At 69.7% G+C, this 24,711-nt stretch carries 22 protein-coding genes; 13 read left to right on the plus strand and 9 right to left on the minus strand.

The window, feature by feature from the left end:
• Positions 1-30: 30 nt before the first annotated feature.
• The gene (locus HNQ73_RS17015) at positions 31-807 is read left to right on the plus strand and encodes an SDR family oxidoreductase (protein WP_183336471.1); all 777 of its coding nucleotides are present in this window, start codon (positions 31-33) and stop codon (positions 805-807) included.
• A 365-nt stretch (positions 808-1,172) separates the two neighbouring features.
• Positions 1,173-2,300, plus strand: a complete 1,128-nt coding sequence (locus HNQ73_RS17020) for a PLP-dependent cysteine synthase family protein (RefSeq protein ID WP_183336473.1) — start codon at positions 1,173-1,175, stop codon at positions 2,298-2,300.
• 21 nt (positions 2,301-2,321) lie between these two features.
• Here HNQ73_RS17020 and HNQ73_RS17025 read toward each other — a convergent pair whose 3' ends face one another.
• The 5 genes from HNQ73_RS17025 to pabB all read right to left on the minus strand — a co-directional run bounded on the left by HNQ73_RS17025 (position 2,322) and on the right by pabB (position 8,439).
• Positions 2,322-4,565 (minus strand): heavy metal translocating P-type ATPase, encoded by a 2,244-nt coding sequence (locus tag HNQ73_RS17025; RefSeq protein ID WP_183336475.1) that lies wholly within the window; start codon positions 4,563-4,565, stop codon positions 2,322-2,324.
• A gap of 110 nt (positions 4,566-4,675) precedes the next feature.
• Entirely contained in the window at positions 4,676-5,464 is a 789-nt protein-coding gene (locus tag HNQ73_RS17030; protein ID WP_183336476.1) for a DUF2189 domain-containing protein, read from the minus strand.
• 115 nt (positions 5,465-5,579) lie between these two features.
• Entirely contained in the window at positions 5,580-6,449 is an 870-nt protein-coding gene (locus tag HNQ73_RS17035) for an aminotransferase class IV (protein WP_183336478.1), read from the minus strand.
• The gene (locus HNQ73_RS17040) at positions 6,437-7,042 is read right to left on the minus strand and encodes an anthranilate synthase component II (RefSeq protein ID WP_183336529.1); all 606 of its coding nucleotides are present in this window, start codon (positions 7,040-7,042) and stop codon (positions 6,437-6,439) included. The genes HNQ73_RS17035 and HNQ73_RS17040 overlap by 13 nt, the downstream gene beginning before the upstream one ends.
• Positions 7,042-8,439: an aminodeoxychorismate synthase component I gene (pabB, locus tag HNQ73_RS17045; RefSeq protein ID WP_183336480.1), complete on the minus strand. Its 1,398-nt coding sequence runs from the start codon at positions 8,437-8,439 to the stop codon at positions 7,042-7,044. The genes HNQ73_RS17040 and pabB overlap by 1 nt, the downstream gene beginning before the upstream one ends.
• A 274-nt stretch (positions 8,440-8,713) precedes the next feature.
• On the opposite strand from pabB, the gene HNQ73_RS17050 reads away from it, so the two are divergent.
• The 6 genes from HNQ73_RS17050 (at position 8,714) to HNQ73_RS17075 (ending at position 16,337) form a co-directional block, all read left to right on the plus strand.
• The gene (locus tag HNQ73_RS17050; protein WP_244650268.1) at positions 8,714-10,390 is read left to right on the plus strand and encodes an NAD(P)H-dependent oxidoreductase subunit E; all 1,677 of its coding nucleotides are present in this window, start codon (positions 8,714-8,716) and stop codon (positions 10,388-10,390) included.
• A complete protein-coding gene (fdhF, locus tag HNQ73_RS17055) occupies positions 10,387-13,197 on the plus strand; it encodes a formate dehydrogenase subunit alpha (RefSeq protein WP_183336484.1) in 2,811 nt (936 codons plus the stop codon). Before HNQ73_RS17050 ends, fdhF begins: the two co-directional genes overlap by 4 nt.
• A gap of 261 nt (positions 13,198-13,458) precedes the next feature.
• Positions 13,459-13,935 (plus strand): iron response transcriptional regulator IrrA, encoded by a 477-nt coding sequence (gene irrA, locus HNQ73_RS17060; RefSeq protein WP_244650278.1) that lies wholly within the window; start codon positions 13,459-13,461, stop codon positions 13,933-13,935.
• An 80-nt stretch (positions 13,936-14,015) separates the two neighbouring features.
• A complete protein-coding gene (locus tag HNQ73_RS17065; RefSeq protein ID WP_183336488.1) occupies positions 14,016-14,927 on the plus strand; it encodes a LysR family transcriptional regulator in 912 nt (303 codons plus the stop codon).
• A gap of 163 nt (positions 14,928-15,090) precedes the next feature.
• Positions 15,091-15,813: a haloacid dehalogenase type II gene (locus HNQ73_RS17070; protein WP_183336497.1), complete on the plus strand. Its 723-nt coding sequence runs from the start codon at positions 15,091-15,093 to the stop codon at positions 15,811-15,813.
• 29 nt (positions 15,814-15,842) lie between these two features.
• Positions 15,843-16,337 (plus strand): Lrp/AsnC family transcriptional regulator, encoded by a 495-nt coding sequence (locus tag HNQ73_RS17075; RefSeq protein WP_183336499.1) that lies wholly within the window; start codon positions 15,843-15,845, stop codon positions 16,335-16,337.
• A 30-nt stretch (positions 16,338-16,367) separates the two neighbouring features.
• Here HNQ73_RS17075 and HNQ73_RS17080 read toward each other — a convergent pair whose 3' ends face one another.
• From HNQ73_RS17080 to HNQ73_RS17095, 4 genes are all read right to left on the minus strand, one after another.
• Positions 16,368-17,216, minus strand: coding sequence for an amidohydrolase family protein (locus HNQ73_RS17080; protein WP_183336501.1), 849 nt, complete (start codon positions 17,214-17,216; stop codon positions 16,368-16,370).
• A gap of 126 nt (positions 17,217-17,342) precedes the next feature.
• Positions 17,343-18,095 (minus strand): 2-keto-4-pentenoate hydratase, encoded by a 753-nt coding sequence (locus tag HNQ73_RS17085; protein WP_183336509.1) that lies wholly within the window; start codon positions 18,093-18,095, stop codon positions 17,343-17,345.
• A gap of 8 nt (positions 18,096-18,103) precedes the next feature.
• Positions 18,104-18,862 (minus strand): SDR family NAD(P)-dependent oxidoreductase, encoded by a 759-nt coding sequence (locus HNQ73_RS17090; RefSeq protein WP_183336511.1) that lies wholly within the window; start codon positions 18,860-18,862, stop codon positions 18,104-18,106.
• The gene (locus HNQ73_RS17095) at positions 18,859-19,560 is read right to left on the minus strand and encodes a hypothetical protein (protein WP_183336513.1); all 702 of its coding nucleotides are present in this window, start codon (positions 19,558-19,560) and stop codon (positions 18,859-18,861) included. Before HNQ73_RS17095 ends, HNQ73_RS17090 begins: the two co-directional genes overlap by 4 nt.
• 169 nt (positions 19,561-19,729) lie before the next feature.
• On the opposite strand from HNQ73_RS17095, the gene HNQ73_RS17100 reads away from it, so the two are divergent.
• From HNQ73_RS17100 to HNQ73_RS18025, 5 genes are all read left to right on the plus strand, one after another.
• A complete protein-coding gene (locus tag HNQ73_RS17100) occupies positions 19,730-20,581 on the plus strand; it encodes an IclR family transcriptional regulator (RefSeq protein ID WP_183336515.1) in 852 nt (283 codons plus the stop codon).
• On the plus strand, positions 20,578-21,411 hold the full coding sequence (locus HNQ73_RS17105; RefSeq protein WP_183336517.1) for an ABC transporter permease: 834 nt from the start codon (positions 20,578-20,580) through the stop codon (positions 21,409-21,411). The genes HNQ73_RS17100 and HNQ73_RS17105 overlap by 4 nt, the downstream gene beginning before the upstream one ends.
• Positions 21,412-21,462: 51 nt before the next feature.
• Complete coding sequence (locus HNQ73_RS17110; protein WP_183336519.1) at positions 21,463-22,464, plus strand: ABC transporter substrate-binding protein; 1,002 nt, start codon at positions 21,463-21,465, stop codon at positions 22,462-22,464.
• A 41-nt stretch (positions 22,465-22,505) separates the two neighbouring features.
• A complete protein-coding gene (locus HNQ73_RS17115) occupies positions 22,506-23,291 on the plus strand; it encodes an ABC transporter ATP-binding protein (RefSeq protein ID WP_244650266.1) in 786 nt (261 codons plus the stop codon).
• 230 nt (positions 23,292-23,521) lie between these two features.
• A partial coding sequence (locus HNQ73_RS18025; protein WP_338077649.1) for a DNA translocase FtsK occupies positions 23,522-24,711 on the plus strand: 1,190 nt, incomplete at its 3' end.

Consider the following 24,711-nt stretch of genomic DNA (forward strand, 5'->3'; position numbering starts at 1 on the left):
AAGAACCACAGGGACGGAACGGAGAGGGCAATGGATCTCAACATCAGGGGCCTCAACGTGCTGGTCACGGCCGGCGCGAACGGCATTGGCCTCGAAATCGCCCGGGCCTTCGTGCGCGAGGGCGCCCGGGTGCATGTGTGCGACGTCGATAAGGAAGCGCTCGACGCGCTGGCGAAGACCGACCCGGCGCTGACCCGTTCGGTGTGCGACGTCGCGGACCGGGCCGCGGTGGCGCGCCTGTTCGACGAGGCTATTGCCGCGCTCGGCGGGCTCGACGTGCTCGTCAACAACGCCGGGATCGCCGGGCCGACGGGCAAGGTGGACGAGATCAACCCGGAGGACTGGGACCGCTGCGTCGCCGTGTGCCTCACCGGCCAGTTCAACTGCGCGCGCCTCGCGGTGCCTTACCTTCGGCGCAGCAGCAACGCTTCCATCATCAACATCGCCTCGGTGGCGGGGCGCCTCGGCTTCGCACTGCGCTCGCCCTATGCCGCCGCCAAATGGGGCGTCATCGGCTTCACGAAATCGCTCTCCATCGAGCTCGGGGAGGATCGCATCCGCGTCAATGCCATCCTGCCGGGGCTCGTCGCGGGCGACCGGCAGCGGCGCGTGCTCGAGGCAAAGGCGCAGCAGCGCGGCCTGAGCTTCAGGGAGATGGAGGAGCGCGCCTTCTCCTTCACCTCCATCAAGGAATACGTCACGCCCCAGCAGATCGCGGACCAGATCGTCTTCCTCGCGAGCCCCCGCGGGCGCACCATTTCCGGCCAGGCTATCTCCATCTGCGGCGACACCCAGATGCTGAGCTGACCCTGGCCTCCTGTTGCCCCGCCTGCCGCCGCATTGTGCAGCGGCAGCACACATTGGCGCCTTTTCGGGCGCCAGCCGGCGTCTTCCCGCCCGGTTGAAGCAAGGCCCCCCGGCATTTGCTGGCCCTTTGCATTTGGCACGGTTGATGCTTTGATTCGCCTGAAGACCCAGAGGGGGGGTCTGACAAGCGCCGAAAAGGCGCAGCCTTCAGCGACGCCGGCCGGATGCCCGCATCCGGCCGGTTTTTTTGGCCGCAAAGCCAGCCTCGCAAAGGCGGGCTTGCCGGAAAAATCTTTCTCCCAGGAGGCGAAGGACGGACACGACAAAGCAAACCCATTGCGCACAGGCGCTGCTAGCCTGCGGGCATGAGAACCCTTCCTGCCGACGAATTCCCGCAAGCCGCCGCGGCAAAGACCAGTGACCGCGCCTGGCTCAACGAGGCGATTGCCCGCATCGAGGCGGACTTCAACCGCTCGGCCGACACGCATCTGGTGCGGCTCGACCTGCCCAAGGCGCCGGGCATCACGCTTTACCTGAAGGACGAATCGAGCCATCCGACCGGCAGCCTCAAGCACCGGCTCGCCCGCTCGCTTATCCTCTACGGCCTCTGCAACGGGCAGATCGGTCCCACGACGACGCTGGTCGAGGCCTCCAGCGGCTCGACCGCCGTGTCGGAAGCCTATTTCGCCCGGCTCCTCGGCCTGCGCTTCATCGCGGTGATGCCGCGCTCCACCTCGCCGGAGAAGGTGGCCGCCATCGCCTTCCACGGCGGCGAGAGCCATTTCGTCGACGATCCGAAGGCGGTCTACGAGACGGCGCGCCGCCTCGCCATCGAGACCGGCGGCCACTATCTCGACCAGTTCACCTATGCCGAGCGGGCGACAGACTGGCGCGGCAACAACAACATCGCCGAATCCATCTTCACGCAGATGCGTCTCGAGCCCTCGCCCATTCCGGTCTGGCTCGTGTGCGGCGCCGGCACCGGCGGCACCTCGGCGACGCTCGGCCGCTACATCCGCTACCAGAAGTACGCGACGCGGCTGTGCGTGGCGGATCCCGAGGGCTCCGTCTTCCACCGGCACTATGCCGACCGGTCGATCACCGAGCTCGACCGCTGCGACAGCATCATCGAGGGCATCGGCCGGCCTCGCGTCGAGCCCTCCTTCGTCCCCGAGGTGGTGGACCGGATGATCGCCGTGCCCGATGCGGCGAGCATCGCCGCCATGCAGGTGACGAGCGAGCTTCTTGGCCGGCGGGTCGGCGGTTCCACGGGCACAAACATGTGGGCCGTCGCCACCATCGTCAGCGAAATGATGACGGCCGGCCTCAGGGGCTCCGTCGTCACGCTGCTGTGCGACGCAGGCGAGCGCTATAGCTCCACCTATTACGACCCCGCCTGGCTCGCCGGGCGCCGCATCGACACGACCCCCTGGCGCGAGAAGATGCTGCGCTTTCTGGATGGCTGCGGCCTTGCGCTGACCCAGCCTTGCTGACCGCCGCCCGCAAGGCCCGCGTCATGCATGGCGGAAGAAGGCCAGCAGCCGCAGCGCGTTAAGCGTGACGAGCACGGTCGCGCCGGTGTCCGCCAGGATGGCCATCCACAGTCCTGTCGCACCGACCACGGTGGTAACGAGAAAGAGCACCTTGAGCCCCAGGGCGACGGCGATGTTCTGGCGCACGTTGGCCATGGTCGCGCGCGCAAGGCGCAGCAGCACCGGCACGTCGCGCACGCGGTCGTGCAACAGGGCCGCGTCGGCCGTTTCGAGCGCCACGTCGCTCCCTCCCCCCATGGCGATGCCGACATGGGCCCGCGCCAGAGCCGGCGCATCGTTGATGCCGTCGCCGACCATGGCGATGCGCCGCCGGGCGGCGAGTTCGCCGATGGCCACGGCCTTGTCGGCCGGCAGCATGCCGCCCCGCGCCTCGACGCCCAGCGCATTGCCAATGGCCGCCGCCGTGCGCGGATTATCGCCGCTCAGCATGACGCTGCCGACGCCGAGCGCAGCGAGTTCCGCCACTGCCTCGCCGGCATCCGCCCGTGGCTCGTCGCGCAGGGCGACGAGGCCCGCGGCCTCGCCGCCGGCCACAACGACGACGACGGTCTTGCCCGCTCCCTCCAGCGCCTCGACCGACGCACGCACGCTCTCGTCGAGCTGCGCCCGCTCGGCGGCGAAGGACGGCGCGCCGACGAAGACGGACAGGCCGTCCACCGTCCCCTCCATGCCCTTGCCGGGCAGGGCACGCACGTCCGAGGCCGCTGGCGGCTCCACGCCCTGCTGCGCCGCGCGGGCGGCGATGGCCGCCGCGAGCGGGTGGCTGGAACCGCGCTCAACCGCCGCGGCGAGCGCGAGGAGACGGGCCGTGTCATGTGTGCCGAGCGGCAGCACGTCGGTGACTGCGGGGCGGCCGACGGTCAGCGTCCCCGTCTTGTCGAAGGCGACGGTATCGATGCCCGCCAGCCGCTCGATGACGGCGCCGCCCTTGACCAGCAGGCCGTTGCGCGCCGCCGAGGAGAGGGCCGAGGCCATGGCCGCCGGTACCGAGATGACGAGCGCGCAGGGGCAGCCGATGAGCAGCAGCGCCAGGCCGCGATAGATCCATGTGGTCCAGTCCCCGCCCGCGAGCAGCGGCGGCGCGACGGCCACCGCGACGGCGAGCGCCACCACGAGCGGCATATACCAACGGGCGAACGCGTCGATGAAGCGCGCGGTGGGCGCCCTTGCGTCCTGCGCCTCCTCCACAAGGTGGACGATGCGGGCGATGAGATTGTCCGCCGCCGCCGCCTCCACGCTCACGCGCAGGGCCGCCTCGGCGTTGACTGCACCGGCAAAGACCTTGTCCCCCGGCCCCTTGGCAACGGGCACGGATTCGCCGGTGATCGGCGATTCGTCGAGGCTCGAGTGCCCCTCGAGGATGACGCCATCGGCCGGCACCCTGTCGCCGGGCCTTACCAGCACGACATCGCCGACGGCGAGAGCCTCCGCCGGAACCTCCTCAAGCCGCCCGCCGACCTCCCGCCGGGCCGTCTGCGGGACGAGCGCGGCAAGGGCGCGGATGCCGGAGCGGGCCTTCTCGGCCGCCACGCCTTCCAGCACCTCGCCGATGCAAAACAGGAAGACGACGATGGCCGCCTCCTCCACCGCACCGATGACGAGCGCGCCGGCGACGGCCACCGTCATCAGCATCTCGATGGTCATCGGCGCACCGGCCGCGGCCTTGCGCAATGCGGTGAGGGCAACGGGCGCGGCTGCGACGAGGCTCGCCACGGCGAAGGCGGCGTCGGCAAGGCGCGCGTCGAGAAGCCCTATGCCATAGGCGACCACGAGGAGCAGCCCGGCTGCAGTGGCGATGCGGCCCTTGCTGGTCGTCCACCACGGCGGTGAACCGGCCGGCCGGGGCGCGACGGCCCCTGCCCCGCTTCCCGCAGGCGAGCCGAGCCGGGACGCGCGATAGCCGAGGCGCCCGAGCAGCGCCTCGATCTCGCCGGCCGTCGTGTCGCCGTTCAGGTCGAGGGAGACCGTTTCCCTCGCGAGCGAGACGCTGACGCCGGAGATGCCCGGCAGACGCGACAGGGCCTTGTCGATGGTGGCGACGCAGCTTGCGCAGTCCATCCCCTCGACGCGCCACGTGAAGGCCGCCGGCGAGGGCTCCGCGGCAGCCGTGGCATGATCGTGGTGCCCGTCGTAGGCGTGGTGGTGGCCGCAGCAGCCGCCCGCCTCCGCAGGCGGGTGCGCGGTGGAGTGGAAGCCGGTGTGCATGGGCCTGTCCGTTTCTGGTCAGGCTGACACCATAATCCCTGTAGCCGCTACAGGGTCAAACGGCTTCCGACGCCTTTCCTCTCGCAGGGAGTGTCGGCCCTGCGATGCGTTCACACCACCAGCCTGCGGTAGAGATGCCAGGTCGCGTGGCCCAGCACTGGCAGGACCACGGCAAGGCCGACGAAGGCCGGCAGCGCCCCGGCGAGCAGGCCGAGTGCCACCACGAGCCCCCAGACGAGGATGGGGACCGGATTGACGAGCGCGGCCTTGATCGACGTCGCCACGGCTACGGCCGCTCCCACGTCCCGGTCGACCAGCATGGGGAAGGAGATGGCGCTGAGCAGCAGCACGACGAGGGCGAAGCCGAGTCCCACGATGTTGCCGATGACGAAGAGGCGCAGGCCCTCGGGTGTGCCGAGGATCGTGGACAAGAACTCGCCTATGGGCTTGGGCGCGTCGATGCCGAAGATGGACTGGTAGATGGCATGCGCCGTGGCGACCCAGGCGAAGAAGATCACCATGAGCGCCACCGCCAGCGCGCCGATGGCCCAGATGGAGGGCGAGCGCAGCACGTCGAAGGCGTGCTTCCACGATGTGTCGAGGCCCTGCTCGCGCCGCTTGCTCATTTCATAGAGGCCAATGGCGGCGAAGGGGCCGACCAGAGCGAAGCCGCTGATGAGTGGATAGACCAGCGGCATCAGGTTGTTGTCGTAGGTCGCCCGGCCGAGCAGCAGCCCCATCACGGGGTAGATGACGATGAGGAAGGGCAGATGGCTGGGCATTTCCCGAAAGTCGTCGAGCCCGCGCGCGAGCGCCTGCCAGATGTCTGCGACCGTGATCTTGCGAACGGCCGGAACGTGTACGTCTTCGTGGGGCCCGGAAATGACATGGAACACCATGGCTCTGCCTCCGCAAAACGTGGCGGTCGCGAGCCCGAATGGCGCTGCCCCCGATGCGCTGGTCACGTCGAGCCGCGACCGGCTGTCGCAGCATAACCCCTTACGGGACCTCGTGTCATCCCGCGGTGGCACCGGCGGCGAAGGGATCGCGACCACAGGCGGCGGCAATGGCGCCGCGGACCAGCCCGCGCAGCGCCGCCACCGCCGCCTCGGCGCGGCGCGGCAGGGCCCGCCCGTCGATCGCCGCCACCTCCATGACGAGACGCAGGCTGTTGGTGGCGAGGACGGCATCGGCCGTGAAGAGATCATCCGGCCCCAGGGAGGCCTCGCGCGCCACGAGCCCCGCCTCCCCCGCCCGGGTGAGGAAAAGCGCCCGCAGCGTGCCCGGCAGGACGCCATCCGCAACGGGCGGGGTCATCAGGTCGCTGCCGCGCAGCACGAAGAGATTGGCCATGCTCGTTGCCGCCACACGCCCGGCTGTGTTGAGGACGAGGGCGTCGTCCGCACCGCCGGCCGCCGCCTCTTCCAGCGCCAGCACGTTGTCGAGATAGGCGAGGGTCTTCATCCGCGACAGAGGCGAGGTCTCGTTGCGGCGGATGCCGACGCGGGCGAGCGTGACAGAGGTGAAGGCCATCGAGGGCCGCCACGGCGCGATGGTGGCAAGGACGCTCGGCCTCGCATCGGCGGGAATGCGCAGTCCGCGGGCGCCGGGCCCGCGCGTCACCGAAAGGCGCAGCGCGTGGTCGCCGCCTCCCGCGGCGGCGGCGAGCCGTGCGACGGCGCCGGCCAGCGCCTCGCGCGCCACCGGCAGGCGCAACTCGGCCGCCGCAGCGGCGAGCCGGTCGAGATGCTGGTCCAGCATGAAGGGACGGCCGGCAACGACGAGGATGGTCTCGAACAGGCCGTCGCCGAGCGTCAGGCCGCGGTCGCTGGGGTCGAACACGGCCGTCGTGCCGTCATGGATCTCGCCGTTCAGGACGAACATGGCTTCTCCCTGCTGCAGGCGCACCGCTCCGCGCAGGCGAGGAAATTGGCGAGCAGCGCCTTGCCCTGTGGCGTGAGCACGGATTCGGGATGGAACTGGATGCCATAGGTGGGATGCGAGCGGTGGGCCAGCGCCATGATCTCGCCCTCCGGCGAGCGCGCCGTGACGCGCAGCGGCCCGGATTCGTCGTCGAGCTCGACGATGAGGGAGTGGTAGCGGCCGGCTGCGAGCGGTTGCGGCATGCCGGCGAAAAGCCCCTCCCCCGTGTGCAGCACCGGCCCCGCCCGCCCGTGCATCGGCACGCGGGCACGCACCACTCGCCCGCCGAAGACCTCGCCGATGCACTGGTGTCCGAGGCAGATGCCGAGCAGCGGCACCTGCCCGGAAAAGGCGCGCACGACATCGCGGGAGATGCCTGCCTCCGCCGGCGTGCACGGCCCCGGCGAGAGGACGATCGCGGCGGGCTGCATGGCGGCGAGCCCTGCGACGTCCACTGCATCGTTGCGCACCACCGTCACCGTGCAGCCCAGCTCGCGCAGGTAGCGCGCAATGTTGAAGACGAAGGAATCATAGTTGTCGACGACGATGATCATCACGCCGCCCCGCCCGTCGACGCGCCGGCGAAGGCCTCGAAGAGGCGGCCAGCCTTCACCATCGTTTCCTCGTATTCCGCCTCCGGCTCGGACAGCATGGTGATGCCGCCGCCGGCCTGCACCACCGCCTTGCCGCCGGCCAGCGTCACCGTGCGGATGGCAATGTTGAGGTCCATGTCGCCGGAGAAGCCGATGTAGCCGATGGCGCCGCAGAAGATGCCACGGGCATGCTGCTCCAGCTCGGCGATGATCTCCATGGCCCGGATCTTCGGCGCGCCGGAGATCGAGCCACCCGGGAAAGTCGCGGCGATGAGATCGACGGCGTCGCGCCCCGGCTCGAGCTCGCCCGTCACCGTCGAGACGAGGTGGTGCACGCTCGCATAGCTCTCCAGCACGCACAGCGCCGGCTCGCGCACGCTGCCCGGCCGGCAGACGCGCGAGAGGTCGTTGCGCAGGAGATCGACGATCATCAGGTTCTCGGCCCGGTCCTTCTCGGATGCGGCGAGCGCGGCTGCCAGCGCCGCATCCTCCTGCGGATCGGGGCTGCGCGGGGCCGTGCCCTTGATCGGCCGCGTCTCGACGATGCCGGTCTCGAGCCGCAGGAACCGCTCGGGTGAGGAGGAGGCGACCTTGACCTCGCCGTAGTCGAGCCAGGCGCCGAACGGCGCGGCATTGACCGTGCGCAGGCGCCGGTAGAAGGCCCAGCCGTCGAAGCCCGGCGGCAGGGGCGCCTCGAAGCGCTGTGCAAGGCACGCCTGGAAGATATCGCCTGCCAGGATGTAGTCGATGGTGCGACACACGACCGCAAGATAGTCGGCGCGCGAGAAGTCGGCCTTCCAGGCCCCGTGGGAGATGGCCGGGTTGTCGCGCGCCGGCGGCGGCGGCTTCCGCAGGTGCTCGAGGAAGGCCTCGGCGCGTCGCGTCGCCCGCCGCTCGCGCAAGGCAGGGTCGGCCTCCGGCCAGCCGGTGGAGACGAGGAAGGCGCGCGAGGCGGCGAGATCGAAGGCAAGCACCACGTCGTAGAAGGGCAGCATCGCCTCGGGAACCGCACCCGCCCCGGCAGCTGGCGGCGGAAGCCGCTCGAAAACGCGGGCAAGGTCATAGGCGAGGAAACCTGCCGCTCCGCCCTGGAACGGGGGCAGGCCCGCCCGCCGTTCCTGCCGGAAGGCAGCAAGGCGCGCCTTAAGCGCCGGCACGAAGGCTTCGTCGAGTTCTTGCCCGTCCCAGAAGCAGCGCGCGTCACGCACCGAAAAGACACCGAACGGATCGGCCGCCACATAGGCATGGCGACCGAGCGGGCCGTCGCGGGCACTGTCGAGGAAGGTCAGGTGTCCGAGCGGCGCGAGCCGGGCCGCGGCATCCACAGGATCGAGGCCGTCGAGTAAATGTATCTGCATGGCCCCTGCCCGCGCGCCCTCCCCCTTTCATCGCGCCGGCATTTATGGCCTGGCATAATGGCCCGGCAAGCCCTGACCATCTCGCAGCCGCTGTCGGCACCGACGGACAACGGGCAGTGCGCCGGGCTCGCACCCGGGTTCCCAAGGAGAATCGTGATCTCGCCCCGTCGGCGTGCTACCAGTCTGGAATCGCACCAAAAAGTGGCCCCCACGAGGGCCCCGACGACCGGAAGCGCCAGGCGAGCGAGAGGGTATGAGCGAGCAGGAAGCGGTAATGCGGCCCCGCAGCAAGGGCCGGGCAAGTGTCGGCAAGGGCCGGCCCATCGACGAGGCCGCGCTCGCCGAGGTGCGCGCCCTCGTTCCCGATGCCCCGCCGCGGCGCGACCGGCTGATCGAATACCTTCACCTGCTGCAGGACCGTTTCGGCGCGCTGCGTCCGCGCCACCTCCACGCGCTCGCCACTCACATGGGCCTCGCCCAGGCCGAGGTCTACGAGGTCGCGAGCTTCTATCACCACTTCGACGTCGTGGCCGATGACGCGCCGGACCTGCCGCCGGTCACCGTCCGTGTCTGCGACAGCATCTCCTGCATGATGGCCGGCGCCGAGACGCTGGCGGCGGCCCTCGCCGATATGGTCGATCCGCGCCAGGTGCGCATCGTGCGCGCGCCCTGCATCGGCCGCTGCGCTGCGGCGCCCGCGGCTCAGGTGGGACAGCGGCCGGTCGACCACGCGACGGCGGAGAAGGTCGCCGCGCTGGCGGCCGAAGGGGCCACCGATGTGCAGGTGCCGGACTACGAGACGCTCGGCGCCTGCCTCGCGGCCGGCGGATACGGCGCTTTTGTATCCTGCCAGAGCGGCGCGAGGAGCCGCGAGGAGGTGATCGCCGCGCTGTCGGATGCGGGCTTGCGCGGGCTCGGCGGCGCCGGCTTTCCTGCCGGGCGCAAGTGGGCAGCGGTGGCCGCGCAGCCGGCCCCGCGGCTGATGACGGTGAACGCCGACGAGGGCGAGCCCGGCACCTTCAAGGACCGCTGGTGGCTGGAGCGCACCCCGCACCGCATGCTCGAAGGCATGCTCATCGCCGCCTGGGCGGTCGGCGTCGAGCGCATCTACATCTACCTGCGCGACGAATATCCGGCTGTGCGGGAGATCCTGAAGCGCGAGATCGCGGCGCTTGAGGGCGCCGGGCTCGTCGCCCCCGGCTTCGTCGAGCTGAGACGCGGCGCCGGCGCCTACATCTGCGGCGAGGAGTCGGCGATGATCGAATCGATCGAGGGCAAGCGCGGCCTGCCGCGCCACCGGCCGCCCTACATCGCCGAGGTGGGCCTCTTCGGCCGCCCGACACTGAACCACAATGTCGAGACGCTGGTCTGGATCCCCGAGATCCTCTCACGCGGCGTCGACTGGTTCACGGCCCAGGGCCGGCGTGGGCACAGGGGACTGCGCTCCTTCTCCGTCTCCGGCCGCGTGCGCGAGCCCGGCGTCAAGGTTGCGCCAGCGGGCATCACCGCGCGCGAGCTGATCGACGAATTCTGCGGCGGCATGGCCGAGGGGCACGAATTCGTCGCCTACCTGCCGGGCGGAGCCTCCGGCGGGATCCTGCCCGCCGCGCTCGCCGACGTGCCGCTCGACTTCGGCGTGCTCGACACGCACGGAGCCTTCGTCGGCAGCCACGCTGTCATCGTGCTCTCCGACAAGGACGACCTCAGGGCCGTGGCGCTGAACCTCATGCGGTTCTTCCGGGCCGAGAGCTGTGGCCAGTGCACGCCCTGCCGCGCCGGCACGGACAAGATGGTGCGCCTGATGGAAGCCGGCGACTGGGACCGCAGCCTGATGGAGGATCTCTGCACCGCGATGCGCGACGCCTCCATCTGCGGCCTCGGCCAGGCGGCCCCCAACCCGGTGCGCTCGATCCTCAACTTCTTCGACGGCGCCGCAGGAGCAGCACGATGAGCGAGGCGAAGGAGCCGATCCGCTTCACGCTCGACGGGCGCGAGATCACGGCCCTGCCGGGCGAGACCATCTGGCAGGCCGCGAGGCGCGCGGGAACGGACATCCCCCACCTCTGCCACCTGCCGCAGCCCGGCTACCGGCCCGATGGCAACTGCCGTGCCTGCATGGTGGAGATCGATGGTGAGCGTGTGCTCGCCGCCTCCTGCATCCGCAAGCCGGCGCCGGGCATGGTGGTGCACTCGGCCTCCGAGCGCGCCGAGAAGGCGCGTCGCATGGTCTTTGAGCTGCTGCTGGCCGACCTGCCGGAGCGCGAGGCGGCGCCCGATCCGGAGGCCCCCCTGTGGCAATGGGCCGAGCGCGTTGGCGTCACGAGCAGCCGTTTTGCCAACGGGCGCACCGAGCATGGCGCGGGCGGGCACGCCTGCGCGCAGGCGCTCGCCGCCCCTGGCCTGCACGATGCGAGCCACCCCGCCATCGCCGTCAACCTCGATGCGTGCATCGCCTGCGGCCTGTGCGCGCGCGCCTGCCGCGAGGTGCAGGTCAACGACGTCATCGGCATGGCCTTCCGTGGGCTCGAGACGCGCCCCGTGTTTGACATTGCCGAGCCGATGGGCGCCTCGACCTGCGTCGCCTGCGGGGAATGCGTGCAGGCCTGTCCCACGGGGGCGCTCTTCGAAAAATCCCTGATGGACGCGCAGGCGCGCCGCCGCACCGTGGTGCCCGACCGGTATGTCGACAGCGTCTGTCCGTGGTGCGGCGTCGGCTGCCTGACGCGTGTGGCCGTGAAGGACGATGTCATCGTACAGGTGGATGGGCGCAACGGACCGGCCAACGAGAACCGCCTGTGCGTGAAGGGCCGCTTCGGCCACGACTACATCCGCCACCCGCACCGGCTCACGGTACCGCTGGTGCGGCGCGAGGATGCGCCCAAGCGCGGCGACATCGTGGTGGACCCTGCCAATCCCTGGGCCGTCTTCCGCGAGGCGTCGTGGGAGGAGGCGCTGGAGAAGGCGGCGGCTGGCCTCAGGCGCATCCGCGACAGTCACGGCCCCTCCACGCTCGCCGGCTTCGGCTCGGCCAAGGGCTCCAACGAGGAGGCCTATCTGTTCCAGAAGCTGGTGCGGCAGGGCTTCGGCACCAACAACGTCGACCACTGCACGCGGCTCTGCCATGCGTCCTCGGTGGCGGCCCTCATGGAAGGCGTCGGCTCTGCCGCCGTCTCCGCCCCCTTCACCGCGGCGCTGGAGGCGGACTGCATCTTCGTCATCGGCGCACGACCGGCGCAGAACCACCCGGTCGCCGCCACCTACTTCAAGCAGGCGGCCAAACGCGGCGCCACGCTGATCGTCGCCGACCCGCGCGGGCAGGACCTGATGCGCCATGCAACCCACGCCCTGCGCTTCAAGCCCGGCACGGACGTCGCCCTGCTCAATGCGATGCTCAACGTCATCGTGACAGAGAGGCTCTACGACGAGCAGTACATCCAGGGTCACGTGGACGGCTTCGCCGCCCTCAAGGAGAAGGTCGCCGCCTTCACCCCCGAGGCGATGGAGCCCGTCTGCGGCATTCCGGCCGAGACGATCCGCACCGTGGCGCGCACCTATGCGCGCTCCGAGCGCTCCATCATCTTCTGGGGCATGGGCGTGTCGCAGCACGTGCACGGCACGGACAATGCGCGCTGCCTCATCGCGCTTGCGCTCATCACCGGGCAGATCGGCCGGCCGGGCACCGGCCTCCACCCGCTGCGCGGCCAGAACAACGTGCAGGGCGCGTCCGACGCCGGGCTGATCCCCATGGTCTTCCCCGACTACCAGAGCGTGGCCGATCCGCACGTGCGGGCCCGCTTCGAGGACCTGTGGGGCCGTCCGCTCGACCCGGTGCGAGGCCTGACCGTGGTGGAGATCATCGACGCCATCCACGAGGGCACCATCCGGGGCATGTACATCATGGGCGAGAACCCGGCGATGTCCGACCCGGACCAGCTCCACGCCCGCGCCGCGCTGGCCAAACTCGAGCACCTCGTGGTGCAAGACATCTTCCTCACGGAGACCGCCTGGCACGCCGACGTGGTGCTGCCGGCCTCGGCCCATGCCGAGAAGCTCGGCACCTACACCAACACCAACCGGCAGGTGCAGCTCGGCCGGCCTGCCGTGCCACTGCCCGGCCAGGCGCGGCAGGATCTCGAGCTCATCATCGAGATTGCCAACCGCCTCGGCCTCGGCTGGACCTATGGCGGCGTCGGCGATGTCTACGAGGAGATGCGCTCTGTGATGCCCTCCCTCGCCCACATCTCGTGGGAGCGCGTGGTGCGGGAAGGCTCTGTGACCTATCCGGCGCCGGCGGACGACGCGCCGGGCACGGAAATCCTCTTCGCCCGCGGCTATCCAACGAAGGATGGGCGGGCACGGCTGGTGCCAGCGGACCTTTCCCCGCCCGACGAACTGCCGGATGCGGAATTCCCCCTCGTCCTGACGACAGGCCGGCTTCTGGAGCACTGGCACACTGGCTCCATGTCCCGCCGCTCGACCGTGCTCGACGCCATCGAGCCCGAGGCCATGGTGGCCATGCATCCCGGCGAGATCGACAGGCAGGGCCTCACGGCCGGGGAGATGGTGCGCGTCGAGACCCGGCGCGGCGCCATCACCCTGCGCCTGATGGCCGACCGGCAGGTGGCCGAGGGCATGATCTTCATTCCCTTCTGCTACGGCGAGGCACCGGCGAACGTGCTCACCAACCCGCAGCTCGATCCCTTCGGCAAGATTCCCGAATTCAAGTTCTGCGCTGCACGCATTGCTCCCGCCAGCTGACGTCATGCGCCAGCCGGCCTGCAACGATCTCGCTGTTATTTCAGTGACAAGGCGCAGATCTTGAATTTAGAATGATTAAAAACATTAATATCTGTGCCAGAATGCTGCTGTTCCGCGTTTGACTTGCCGAAACATGATCAGTAAGGAGCTCTCAGTGGCTGTTTCCGGCAAGTGTGTATTTGTATCGGAGGGAGTGTCATGGCGGACCAGCAGCGGACGATGGGTGATCGCGGCACAGCCGGCGACATCAACCTGCGCGCCATGCTCGACCGTGCCCCCCGCTCCCCCATGGCGGGTTGCGCCTTCCACGACATTCGCGAGCGCCTGCGCAAGGTCGGCCTGCGGCCCACACGCCAGCGCCTGATGCTGGGCTGGCTGCTCTTCGCCAAGGGCCACCGCCACGTCTCGGCCGAGATGCTCTACGAGGAGGCGACCCGCGCCAAGGCTGCCGTGTCGCTCGCCACGGTCTACAACACCCTGCACCAGTTCACGGAAGCGGGGCTGCTCAAGCAGCTCGCCCTCGATGGCACCAAGAGCTACTTTGACACCAATGTCAGCGACCATAACCACTACTTCATCGAGGACGAGCAGGAACTGGTCGACATCCCGCCAGGCGAGCTCGACGTGAAGGTGGTGCCGAACCTGCCCCCGCATTTCGAGCTGCGCGACGTCGAGGTGATCGTGCGCGTGCGCCGGCGTGACCGCCTGGCCATGGCGCGCACCAGCGGCGAGGCCTGAGAGCGGGCGCGGTTGACGCCTCTTGTGTGATGGATTGAACTGCAAGGCATCTTGCAAGGAGATGCCTTGGGTCGTCCGTCATGAACAGCAGCGATCTCGCCTTCTTTCTCGCCGCGGCCCGCCACGGCGGCATCGGGCGCGCTGCGGTGGCGCTCAACACGGTCCAGTCCAACGTCACGGCCCGCATCCAGGCGCTCGAGGCGGAGATCGGCCAGGCGCTCTTCACCCGGCACAGCCGTGGCGTACGCCTGACGCCAGCCGGCGAGCGCCTGATGCCCTATGCGCTGCGCATCGCGCAGCTGCTCGCGGAAGCGCGCGAGGCAGTGCGCGACGACCGCGCCAACCCTTCCGGCCTGCTGCGCATCGGCTCGCTGGAGACGACGGCGGCGCTGCGCCTTCCACCCGTCCTCGCCGCCTTCGCCCGCGCCTGCCCGCGGGTCGACCTGCATGTCGAGACCGGGACGAGCGAGGACCTGATCCGCAAGGTACTCGATGGAGACCTCGCCGCCGCCTTCGTCGTAGGCCCCGTGGCGCACGCGGCGCTCGTGGCCGAGCCCATGGTGGAGGAGGAGCTCGTTCTCGTCACGGCGCCCTGGCAGGGGCCGCCGCGCTGGCTGTCTTCCACCCCGGACGCTCCGGCCCTGGAAGGAAACAAGCTCATCGTGTTCCGGTCCGGCTGCAGCTACCGCCGACGCTTCGAGGCGCTCGTCGCGGCGGCCGGCGTTGCCGAGACCCGCTACCTCGAGTTCGGCACACTCGACGGCATCATCGGCTGCGTGGCGGCCGGCATCGGCATCAGCCTGCTGCCGCGCGCCGTGGTGGAGCCGGCCCGCGCCGCCGGACGGATCGCAATCCATGCCCTGCCCCCGGACAGCGCCCGCGCTGTAACCGTGCTGGTGCGGCGGCGCGACGCCCATGTGTCCGCCGCCCTCGCGCGCCTTGCCGACTGCGCGCGAGGTGCCATGTCCCCGGCCGGCCGCGATGCGGCGTGAGATGGCGATGGGCACCACGGCAATTGATGCCATTTTCGGCGCAGTTTCGGCACATCATGCCGCGCGCGTGCCATGCCTGCGGCGAGCGTGCGTGCGCGCCTGCCCCTAACCTTCTGCCGATCGTCAACCCGTGCCTGCACAGCGGCCAAGAGCGGAGTGCCCCATGAAACTGACCGACTTCAAGGTGCTGACCTTCGACTGCTATGGCACGCTCATCGACTGGGAGAGTGGCATCCACACGGCGCTGCAGCCGCTGGTGGCAAAAGGCGGCGTCCCCCACTCGCGCGACGAGGTGCTCGAGACCTTCGCGCGGCACGAAAGCAGCCAGGAGGCCGAGACGCCCGACATGATCTACTCGGACCTGCTGGCCCGCGTGCATCGGCGCATCGCGGAGGAATGGGGCATTCCCACGAGCGACGAGGAGGACAGGCGCTTCGGCCAGTCTGTCGGCGACTGGCCGGCCTTTCCCGACTCGGCCTCGGCGCTGCAATACCTGCAGAAGTTCTACAAGCTCGTCATCCTCTCCAACGTGGACCGCGCCAGCTTCGCCCGCAGCAACGAGAAACTCGGCGTCACCTTCGACGCCGTCTACACGGCGCAGGACATCGGCTCCTACAAGCCCGATCCGCGCAACTTCGCCTATATGCTGGAAAAGCTCGCCGGCCTCGGCTACGGCAAAGAGGATATCCTGCACACGGCCCAGAGCCTGTTCCACGACCATGTGCCGGCCAAGGCCGCCGGCCTCGCCTCGGCCTGGATCGACCGGCGGCGCAACGAGGGCGGCTGGGGCGCGACACCGCCACCCCGTGGAGATGCCCGCTACGACTTCCATTTCGCCAGCATGGCCGAAATGGCGAAGGCCCATCAGGACGCGCTGCGCGACTGAGCCGGGCGTCTATCCGGAGTCCCGAGCCGATGACCGGCGCCCCGAAGCTCGACCGCATCGACCTCAACATCCTCGTCCAGCTCCAGAGAAACGGCCGCATGACCAACGTCGCGCTGGCCGAGGCGGTCGGCCTGTCGCCGAGCCCCTGCCTGCAGCGGGTGAAGCGCCTCGAGGCAGCGCGCTACATCACCGCCTACGGCGCCACGATCAATCTTGCCAAGCTCGGCCAGACGGTGATGGTCTTCACGGAGGTGACGCTGAAAGATCACCGGCGGGAGGATTTCGTGCGCTTCGAATCCTTCATCCGCACGGTCGACGAGGTGATGGAATGCCACCTCGTCAGCGGCGGCTACGACTATCTCGTGAGGTTCATCACCCGCGGCGTGCTGCACTACCAGGAGGTGATGGACCGCATCCTCGAGCACAACGTCGGCATCGCCAACTACTTCAGCTACATCGTCCTCAAGTCTCCCTTCGTGCGCACGGAATATCCGCTCACGCTCCTCTTCCGCGAGGAGGACTGAGGGCGCACACGGCCGCCCCGGCCCGCGTGCTTACACGAGCTGGTAGACGTGCGCGGCATTGCCGCCGAAGACGCGCGTGCGGCCGTATTCGCCGAGCGGAGCCAGCAGCTCCTCGGCAGCGAGCACCACACGCTCATAGTCGGCTGCGAGCAGGCACACCGGCCAGTCGGAACCGAAGATCAGCCGCTCGGAGCCGAAGAGGGCGATGACGCGCGCGACATAGGGCGCAAGGTCGTGCACCCCCCAGCGCTTCCAGTCTGCCTCCGTCACGAGGCCGGATACCTTGCACCACACGTTGGGGCGCGCCGCCAGCTCCGCCATCAGGGAACTCCAGGGCTCCATCGCTCCCTCGGCGATGCGCGGCTTGGCCATGTGGTCGAGCACGAAGCGCACGTCCGGGTTCGCGTCGACGCAGCGGATCGCGGCCGGCAGCTCCCGCTCGCGCACCAGCAGATCGTAGGCGAGCCCCGCGCGGCCGACGGCGGCGATGCCCTCGATCACGTCCGGACGGGCGAGCCAGCCCGCATCCTCCTCGTCGTGCGCCTGGTGGCGGATGCCCTTGAGGAAGGCGCCGCCCGGCGCGCGCTGCAGCTCGGCCACCGCGCCTTCGACGTCCGGCCCCGTCAGGTCGACCCAGCCGACGACGCCGGCGATGAAGGCGGTCTCCTGCGCCATGGCGAGGAACTGGCACGTTTCCTCCATGTCCGAGCGCGTCTGGACGAGGACCGTCCGTGAGATGCCGGCGGCGGCGATGAGCGGCGCCATGTCCCTTGGGCCGAAGGGCCGGCGGATGGGCGCGAGCGCCTCCGGCGCCATCCAGGGATAGTCCGCCTCCTCAGGGTTCCAGAAATGGTGATGGGCGTCGATCCGTCCACTCATGGCCTTCTCGCTTATTGTGAGCCGGCGCGCGGACCCGTGCCCGGTATGCCCGCGCCTTTTGCATCGCCCATGATGTCACAGCTGCCGGCGCCGTCACCGGGGAAGTGGCACGCCGGCGCGCCACGGTCATGCCGCCAGGGCGAGCCGGCCGAGCCCCTCGATGCTCGCCTCGAGCGCCCAGGGGCGCTCGCAACGGAGGAGGCCGACGAGGCTGCCCGTCGTCACGATCTGCCCCGCGCGCAGCCCGCCGAGCGTGTCGCGCTGCGTATTGGCCCAGGCCAGGAGCGGCGCAAGCGGATCTCCCGCCGGGTGGCCGCCCGTGGCGTCATGAAGGACATGGCCGTCGCGCACGACCCGGCAATGCAGCCCCGAGAGCGCATCGAACGGCACGGCCCCCACCGGCTCGCCGGCCACGAAGCCACCATTGCCGAGATTGTCGGCGAGGAAGGCGGGAAACGGCGCCCCCGCCCCTTCGGCGAGGCGGCTTTCGATGAGCTCAATGCCGATGAGCACGCCGTCGAGTGCCGAGACGACCTCCTCGCGCGTGTAGCCGCCCGTCCGGGGCGGCAGGTCGCGGCCCAGCCGGAAGGCGATCTCCACCTCGACGGCATCCGCGCCCTGCCCGTCGGCCAGACGGTGGCCGGAGGGCAGAAGCGGCCCGAACATCGGCGCTGCCACGGGCGTGCCCTGCACGATGGCCACCTTCCAGCCGGCGATGGCCGCGTCCAGCCGGCGGGCGACGAGCCCCTGCACCGCATAGCCCTCGGCCATGTCGCGCGGCAGGTCGTGCCCCTCGCAGGCGACGGTTGCGCCGAGCCGGCGGGCCTCGACGAGCGCCTCAGCGATGGCGGCGAGGCGGAGCGGGATGTCGGGCAGCATGAAGGTCCTCAATAGGTGGCGCGGCCGCCGGAGATGTCGAAGATGCCGCCGGTGGAGAACGAGCAGTCGTCGGAGGACAGCCACAGCACCAGCCGGGCGATTTCCTCCACCTCGACGAAGCGGCGCATCGGAATGCGGGCGAGGATCTCCGCCCGGCGCTCGCTCGTGATCTCCTTCGCCATACTGGTCTCGGCTGCGGCGGGCGTGATGCAGGTGACGCTGATGGCCTCCTCGGCCGTCTCCTTGGCGACGGTCTTCGTCAGGGCGATGAGCCCCGCCTTGGAGGCGCTGTAGGCGCCGGCGCGCGGCATTCCCTCCTTGCCCTGGATAGAAGCGACGTTGACCACGTGGCCGCGCATCGGCCGAGCCTCCTGCCCGCGCATCAGGCCGACCACGGCCCTTGTGACGAGATAGGCCCCAAAGAGGTTGACCTCGAGGACACGGCGGAAGTTCTCCGGATCGGTCTCCCACACCGGCTTCACCTCGCCGAGGATGCCGGCGTTGTTGACGAGGATGTCGATGCGCCCCCACCGCGCATGACAATCGCGGGCAGCGGCCTCCACCGCCGCGGCGTCGGTGATATCGAGCACCCTCTGCTCTGCCGCGCTGCCCAGGTCCGAGACCGCCGCCGCAAGCGCCGTCTCGTTCCGGTCCCACAGGCAAACGTGCGCGCCCGAGGCGATGAAGGCCGACGCGATGGCCCGGCCAATGCCACCGGCTCCGCCCGTGACGATGGCGGTGCGGCCGGCGAGGTCGTAGCGGTTCATGCCCCCTCCCCCACGAGCGGACGCTGGCACACCGCCTGCAGCCTGTAGAGCCCCAGCTGCGGCGTCCCCGTGCTGCCGGGCGCGAGCAGCCGGCCGCGCGCCAGCAGCTCCCGGCAGAAGGCGCCGAAGGGCGCCTCGTCGCCCCAGCCCTCGATCACCACGATCCAGCGCGGAATTCGGTTGGGTTCGGAGCGCGCCTTGCGCTCTGCGTTTTCGACGGCACTCGCCTCGGCGTCGGCGACAAGCAGGTGCGCCCCGGCGACGCCGGGCCGGGCGGCGAGATCCGGCAGCAACGCGTCGCGCATGGCGGCGAGATGGGTTTCGGCCGCCCCGTCCTCCACGTCGTAGCGGACAGTGGCCACATGCCCGCCCCCGCCGGGACCGAAGGTGGCCTCGACGCGGCAGATGGAGCGGGCGACCGAGCGGAAGTGTTTCACCGTCTTCAGCGTCCACGGCGTCGGCGCGTTGAGCCGCGCCGCGTAGTCCGGCCCGGTCACGACCGCGTGGTCACGCGCCTCGTAGAGGTTGAAGAACTCGAGGTCAGCCTCGCTCGCCACATAGCGGCGCCCGCGCAGGAACCCCGGGATGGCGACCCGCTCCGGCATGTGCTCGACGCCGTGCCAGGCATAAAACTCCTCCCGTCCCTCGGGCTCGATATCGTGCCAGATGGCAACCGCCCCCCGTCCAGCAAGGCCCATCGTGCTTCCTCCCTCGGCTCCCGCGCGGCGCGGCCGGGTGCCCGGCATTCTGCCGCGACGCGGATTGACTTGACGCGCGAACTGTCGCTATAGCTAGCAGACAACAAAATTGGAACGCAATTCCAATTTGGGATATCGTTCCACAACGAGAGAGAAACCGGGCCCGCGCATGACCGTCGCCGCCGTCGATCGCTGTCTCAGCCTCATCGAGGCCCTTGCCGGGGAGCCGGAGCCGGTCGAGCTCGGCGTCCTCGCCGAACGCATCGGCATGCCCAAGAGCGCGACGCATCGCATGCTGACGACACTCGTGGAGCGCGGCTATGTCGCGCAGGATCCGGCGACGCAGGGTTATGGCCTGACGCTGCATCTCTCCATTCTCGCCTTCCGCAATCTCGATGCGCGCGGCCTGCCCGATGCCGGCCAGGTAGTGCTCGACCGGCTGGCGCGGCGCACGGGCGAGTATTGCCGCCTGTCCGTCGTCGAGGGCGAGCGTCTTGTCTGGGTGGCGCGCGCCCAGGGCGCAACCGCCGGGCTGCGCTACGAACCGGACATGGGCCAGGAGGTCGTGCTGCACACGACGGCGACGGGCAAGGCCTGGCTCGCCACCCTGCCCGAGAGCGAGGCGCTGCGCATCGTCTGCGCCCGCGGCTTCGAGACCGGCCCGGCGCTCGGCCCGCGGCGCCTCAGGACCGTCGACGAGCTGCGCCGCCACCTCGAGGAGACACGGGCGCGCGGCTATGCGCTCGCCGTCGAGGAGGGCGAGCCCGGCACCGTGGCGCTCGCCGTCGCCTTCCGTGCCGATGAGGATCCCGCGGCGCCGGTGGCCGGCACGCTCTCTGTTGCCGGCCCGCTCGTGCGCCTCGGCCCCGAGAGGCACGAGGCGATCGCCGCCGCCCTCCACGACGCGGCGCGCGAGATGGCGCAGCTGTGGCCGCTGCGCAAGCGCCAGCCCCGGCGGCTGGCAACCGTCGCGCCCGACGAGGCCGGCGATATCCCACCGCATCAGTTGAGGGCCGGATGATGGCCGCCGATACGCAACACGCCGTCCTTCCCGCCGCCCGGGCCCCGGGCCTTGCGACCCGCACGCGCGGCTGGCTCGCCGCCGCGGCCTGGCCGCTCGCGAGCTTCGCCGTCCTGTTGCTTGTCTGGGAATGGGCGGTGCCGGCGCTCGAGATCCCGGAATATATCCTGCCGGTGCCGTCAGCCTTCCTTGCCAAGCTCGTCGAGGCGCATGCCCTCATCTTCGACCATACGCTGGTGACGGCGAAGGAGATCCTGCTCGGCTTCCTGATGGCAACGGTGATCTCGATCCCGCTCGGTTTCCTCATCGTGTCGGTGCGGCTGCTGGAGAAGGCGGTCTATCCCATCATCGTCTTCTTCCAGCTGGTGCCGAAGATCGCGATAGCGCCGCTCTTCGTCGTCTGGTTCGGCTTCGGGCTGTTTCCGAAGGTGCTCCTCACCTTCCTGCTCTGCTTCTTCCCGACGCTGGTCGCCAGCATGACCGGCTTCCGCGCCCTCGATGAGCGGGTGCTTTATCTGACGCGCTCCATGGGCGCGAGCGGCTGGCAGACCTTCCGCTATGTGCGGGTGCCGGCGGCGCTGAGCTACATCTTCTCGGGCCTGAAGGTCTCGATCGTCTTCGCCGCAACGGGCGCGATCGTCGGCGAGTTCGTCGGCGCCAATGCCGGCCTCGGCTACCTGCTGCTGCGCGGCACGAGCTTCCTCGACATGCCGCTCATCTTCGCCTGCCTCGTTGCACTCAGCGTCGTCGGAATCCTCTTCAGCTACGCCGTCGAGATGCTGGAGGGGCTCCTGATGCCCTGGCAGCGCAAGGGCCGACACGAGGACTGACTCCGGATCCCCGCGCAAGACGGGCGCGCAACACAATCGAAAGGGAGGGATATGATGAGGAAGGCACTGCTGATCGCCGCAGCCGTCTCACTGGCACTGGGAACGGGCAACATGGGGGCGAGCGCGCAGGAGAAGCTCACCCCGATGAAACTGACGCTCAACTTCCTGGCAGCAGGGCCGAATGCCGGCTTCATGTATGCCAAGAAGCTGGGCCTCTACGAAAAGGCGGGCATCGACCTCACCATCGAGGAGGGCAAGGGCTCCGGCACCACCGCGCAGCAGGTCGCCACCGGGCAGACGGACGTCGGCTTCGCCGATGCGCCGGCGGCCATGCAGTTGCGCACCAAGGGCGCGCCGGTGAAGATCGTCGCCCCCGTCCTGCAGACAAACGGCTTCGCCATCATCTCGCTGAAGGAAACCGGCATCAACACGCCGCAAGATCTCGTCGGCAAGACCGTCGCCGTCCAGCCCGGCACGGCGCAGACGACGCTGCTCGACGCCATCCTCGCCGCGAACAACATCGACAAGTCGCAGGTCAACATCGTGAATATCGATCCCGGCGCCTTCGTCGGGGCCGTGCTGGAGAAGAAGGTCGACGCCATCCTCGGCGGTGCCGACTATCACTCCATCCAGATGCGTGACCGCGGCTTCGAGGTGACGGATCTCTTCTACCGCGATGTCGGTGTGCCCACCGTGGGCCTGTCGATCATCGCCCGCGACGACCGCATCGAGAAGGACGCCGACCTCTACAAGCGCTTCGTGGCCGCGAGCCTCGCCGGCTGGGAGGCAGCCCGCAAGAACCCGGACGAGGCCGCTGCCGCGGTGCTGGAGCAGTTCCCGTCGGTGACGAAGGAGCAGATCACCAAGCAGTTCGACGTGGTCTTCAAGCTGATGTGCGCCCCCGGTGCCAAGCGCCTTGGCGAGGTGCCGGAGAAGAACTGGGAGGCGACCTACACCCTGCTGACGACCTATCTCGACCTGCCGAAGGACAAGCCGATCAGCGACTACTACACCACTGCCCTGCTGCCGGCCGACGCCCCGGCCTGCGAATGACGGCAGGGACCATGCGGCAGGTGAGGACGATGAACGCCCCCATGTCCGATATCGCGAAGGCCGCCGACGCCGCCTCCATCGAGGGCAGGCAGATCGTCAAGACCTTCGGCGGCTTCACCGCCGTCGACAACGTCTCCTTCACCATCGGGAAAGGAGAATTCGTCAGCCTCATCGGCCCCTCCGGCTGCGGCAAGAGCACGCTGATGCTCATCGCAGCCGGACTGCAGCCGCTGTCGACGGGCGAGATCGTCGTCAACGGCGCGCCCCTCGACAGGCCGCTGACGGATATCGGCATCGTCTTTCAGGACCACCTGCTGCTCGATTTCCGCACGGCGCTCGACAACGTGCTGCTGCAGGCCGAGATCCGCGGCCTGCCCATGGAGCCGGCGCGGGCGCGGGCCATGGAGCTGTTCGAGAAGCTCGGCATTGCCCATGCCGCCGACCGCTACCCCCGGCAGCTTTCCGGCGGCATGCGCCAGCGCGTGTCAATCGCACGCGCGCTGATCCACAACCCGTCGGTGCTGATGATGGACGAGCCCTTCGGGGCGCTCGACGCCATCACCCGCACCCAGATCCGCCACGACCTCGAGCTGCTGTGGATGGAGACCGGCAAGACCGTGCTCTTCATCACCCACAGCCTGGAGGAAGCCATCGGCCTGTCCGACCGGGTGCTCGTCATGTCCCCGTCCCCGGGGCGCATCGTCGACGAGATCAGGATCGAGCTGCCACGGCCGCGCCCGGCGCATCTCGGCGACTATCCGAGCTTCAACATCTACGCCGACCGCATCCACGCCCTCTTCCGGCAGTTCGGCGTCATCAAATACTGACCGGCGCTGCAAGCCGCGGTGCGGCCGCTGCCGCTTCATGCTTTAGCGGCCGTTAACCTTGATCCGGATAGGAATCGGCCTGCCAGAGTCACGAGAAGAATCTGCAGGCGTCGATGCGTAAACGGGATCTTCCTTCACGAGCCGGCGAAACGGACGCCGCAGATGTCCTGCCCAATCCCCTGCGGACCACGAACCCGCTGAGGCGCTCACGCCAGCCGGAGGAGCAGGCGGTGGCCACGCCGCGGCTCCTGCCACATCCGGCAACCATCGTGCTGCCGACCCACGTGCGCTACGCGCGCACACCGGACAAGCTGCGGCAGATGGCAGCGACGCTGGCGACGGACGCGACGGTCTCCACTGCCCCGCGGCAGGGCGTGCCGAAAGCAGGCACGACGCGGGTGAAGTTCGGCCGCACGCCGGACCATCTCATCCAGCAGGTTTGGAAAGGCGTCCTGCCTGCGGTGCCGACGCAGAAGGACGAGCCGGCCGAGACGCCCCCCGCCCCCGAGGCCCCCGCGGCTCCAGATGAAGAGGCGCCCGCCGCAGCCGCGCCCACGGCAGAAGCACCCGAGCCTGCCCCTGGCGCCGACGTGCCGCTCGTCGCCATTTCCGATCACGCCTTCTTCGAGTTCGACTGCGCCTCCGCCCTGCTTCCGGCCGCGCCGCCCCGGGAGGCGGCGGCTGTAGGACAGGCGCCCGTTGCGCCGCTTGCGGCCGAGACGCCGCAGGCCGCAGGCCGTGAACCCGTGACGGAGGCCCCCGCGGCCGTGCCGCAGGCCGAGAGCCCCGCCCCTGCGCCCGCAACATCGGCCGATGCGGTTGCGGCCTGGTGGACCCATGCCTACAGCGTAAACCTGCGGCTCGTGGGCAGCACCGGTTTCGAGCAGTTTTTCACCGTGGCCCCTGTCGAGGAGCCGGCTACCGTGGCCGAGAGCCACCCGGAAGAGACGGCGACCGTGCCGCCTGCCGCCGTGCCGCGCCCTGCGGAACCGGGCGTTCCCGAGGCGCCGAAGGCAGTTGCTGTCGTCGCCCCGCCGGGCAACGACAACTGCGCCGTGCAGCAGGCGCCCGTGCCGCGGCGCGCCGCCGGGCCGAAGCCGCCCGCATCGCCCGGGCCGAAGCCGCCGGCCCCGCCCGCGCGCCAGCCGGCTCCCCCTGCGCCGGCCGCAGACACCTTCGAGCTGCCGCCGATCACGCTGCTCGCCGAACCGCCTGCTTCGACCGGAACGGGCGATGCGCCCGAGTTCATCGAGCAGAACGCGGCGCTTCTGGAGAGCACGCTGGAGGACTTCGGCGTCAAGGGCGAGATCATCAATGCGCATCCCGGCCCGGTGGTGACGCTCTATGAGTTCGAGCCGGCGCCGGGCACCAAGTCCTCGCGCGTCATCTCCCTTGCCGACGACATCGCCCGCTCCATGAG

This window comes from Chelatococcus composti (assembly GCF_014201415.1).
Classification (GTDB): domain Bacteria; phylum Pseudomonadota; class Alphaproteobacteria; order Rhizobiales; family Beijerinckiaceae; genus Chelatococcus_A; species Chelatococcus_A composti.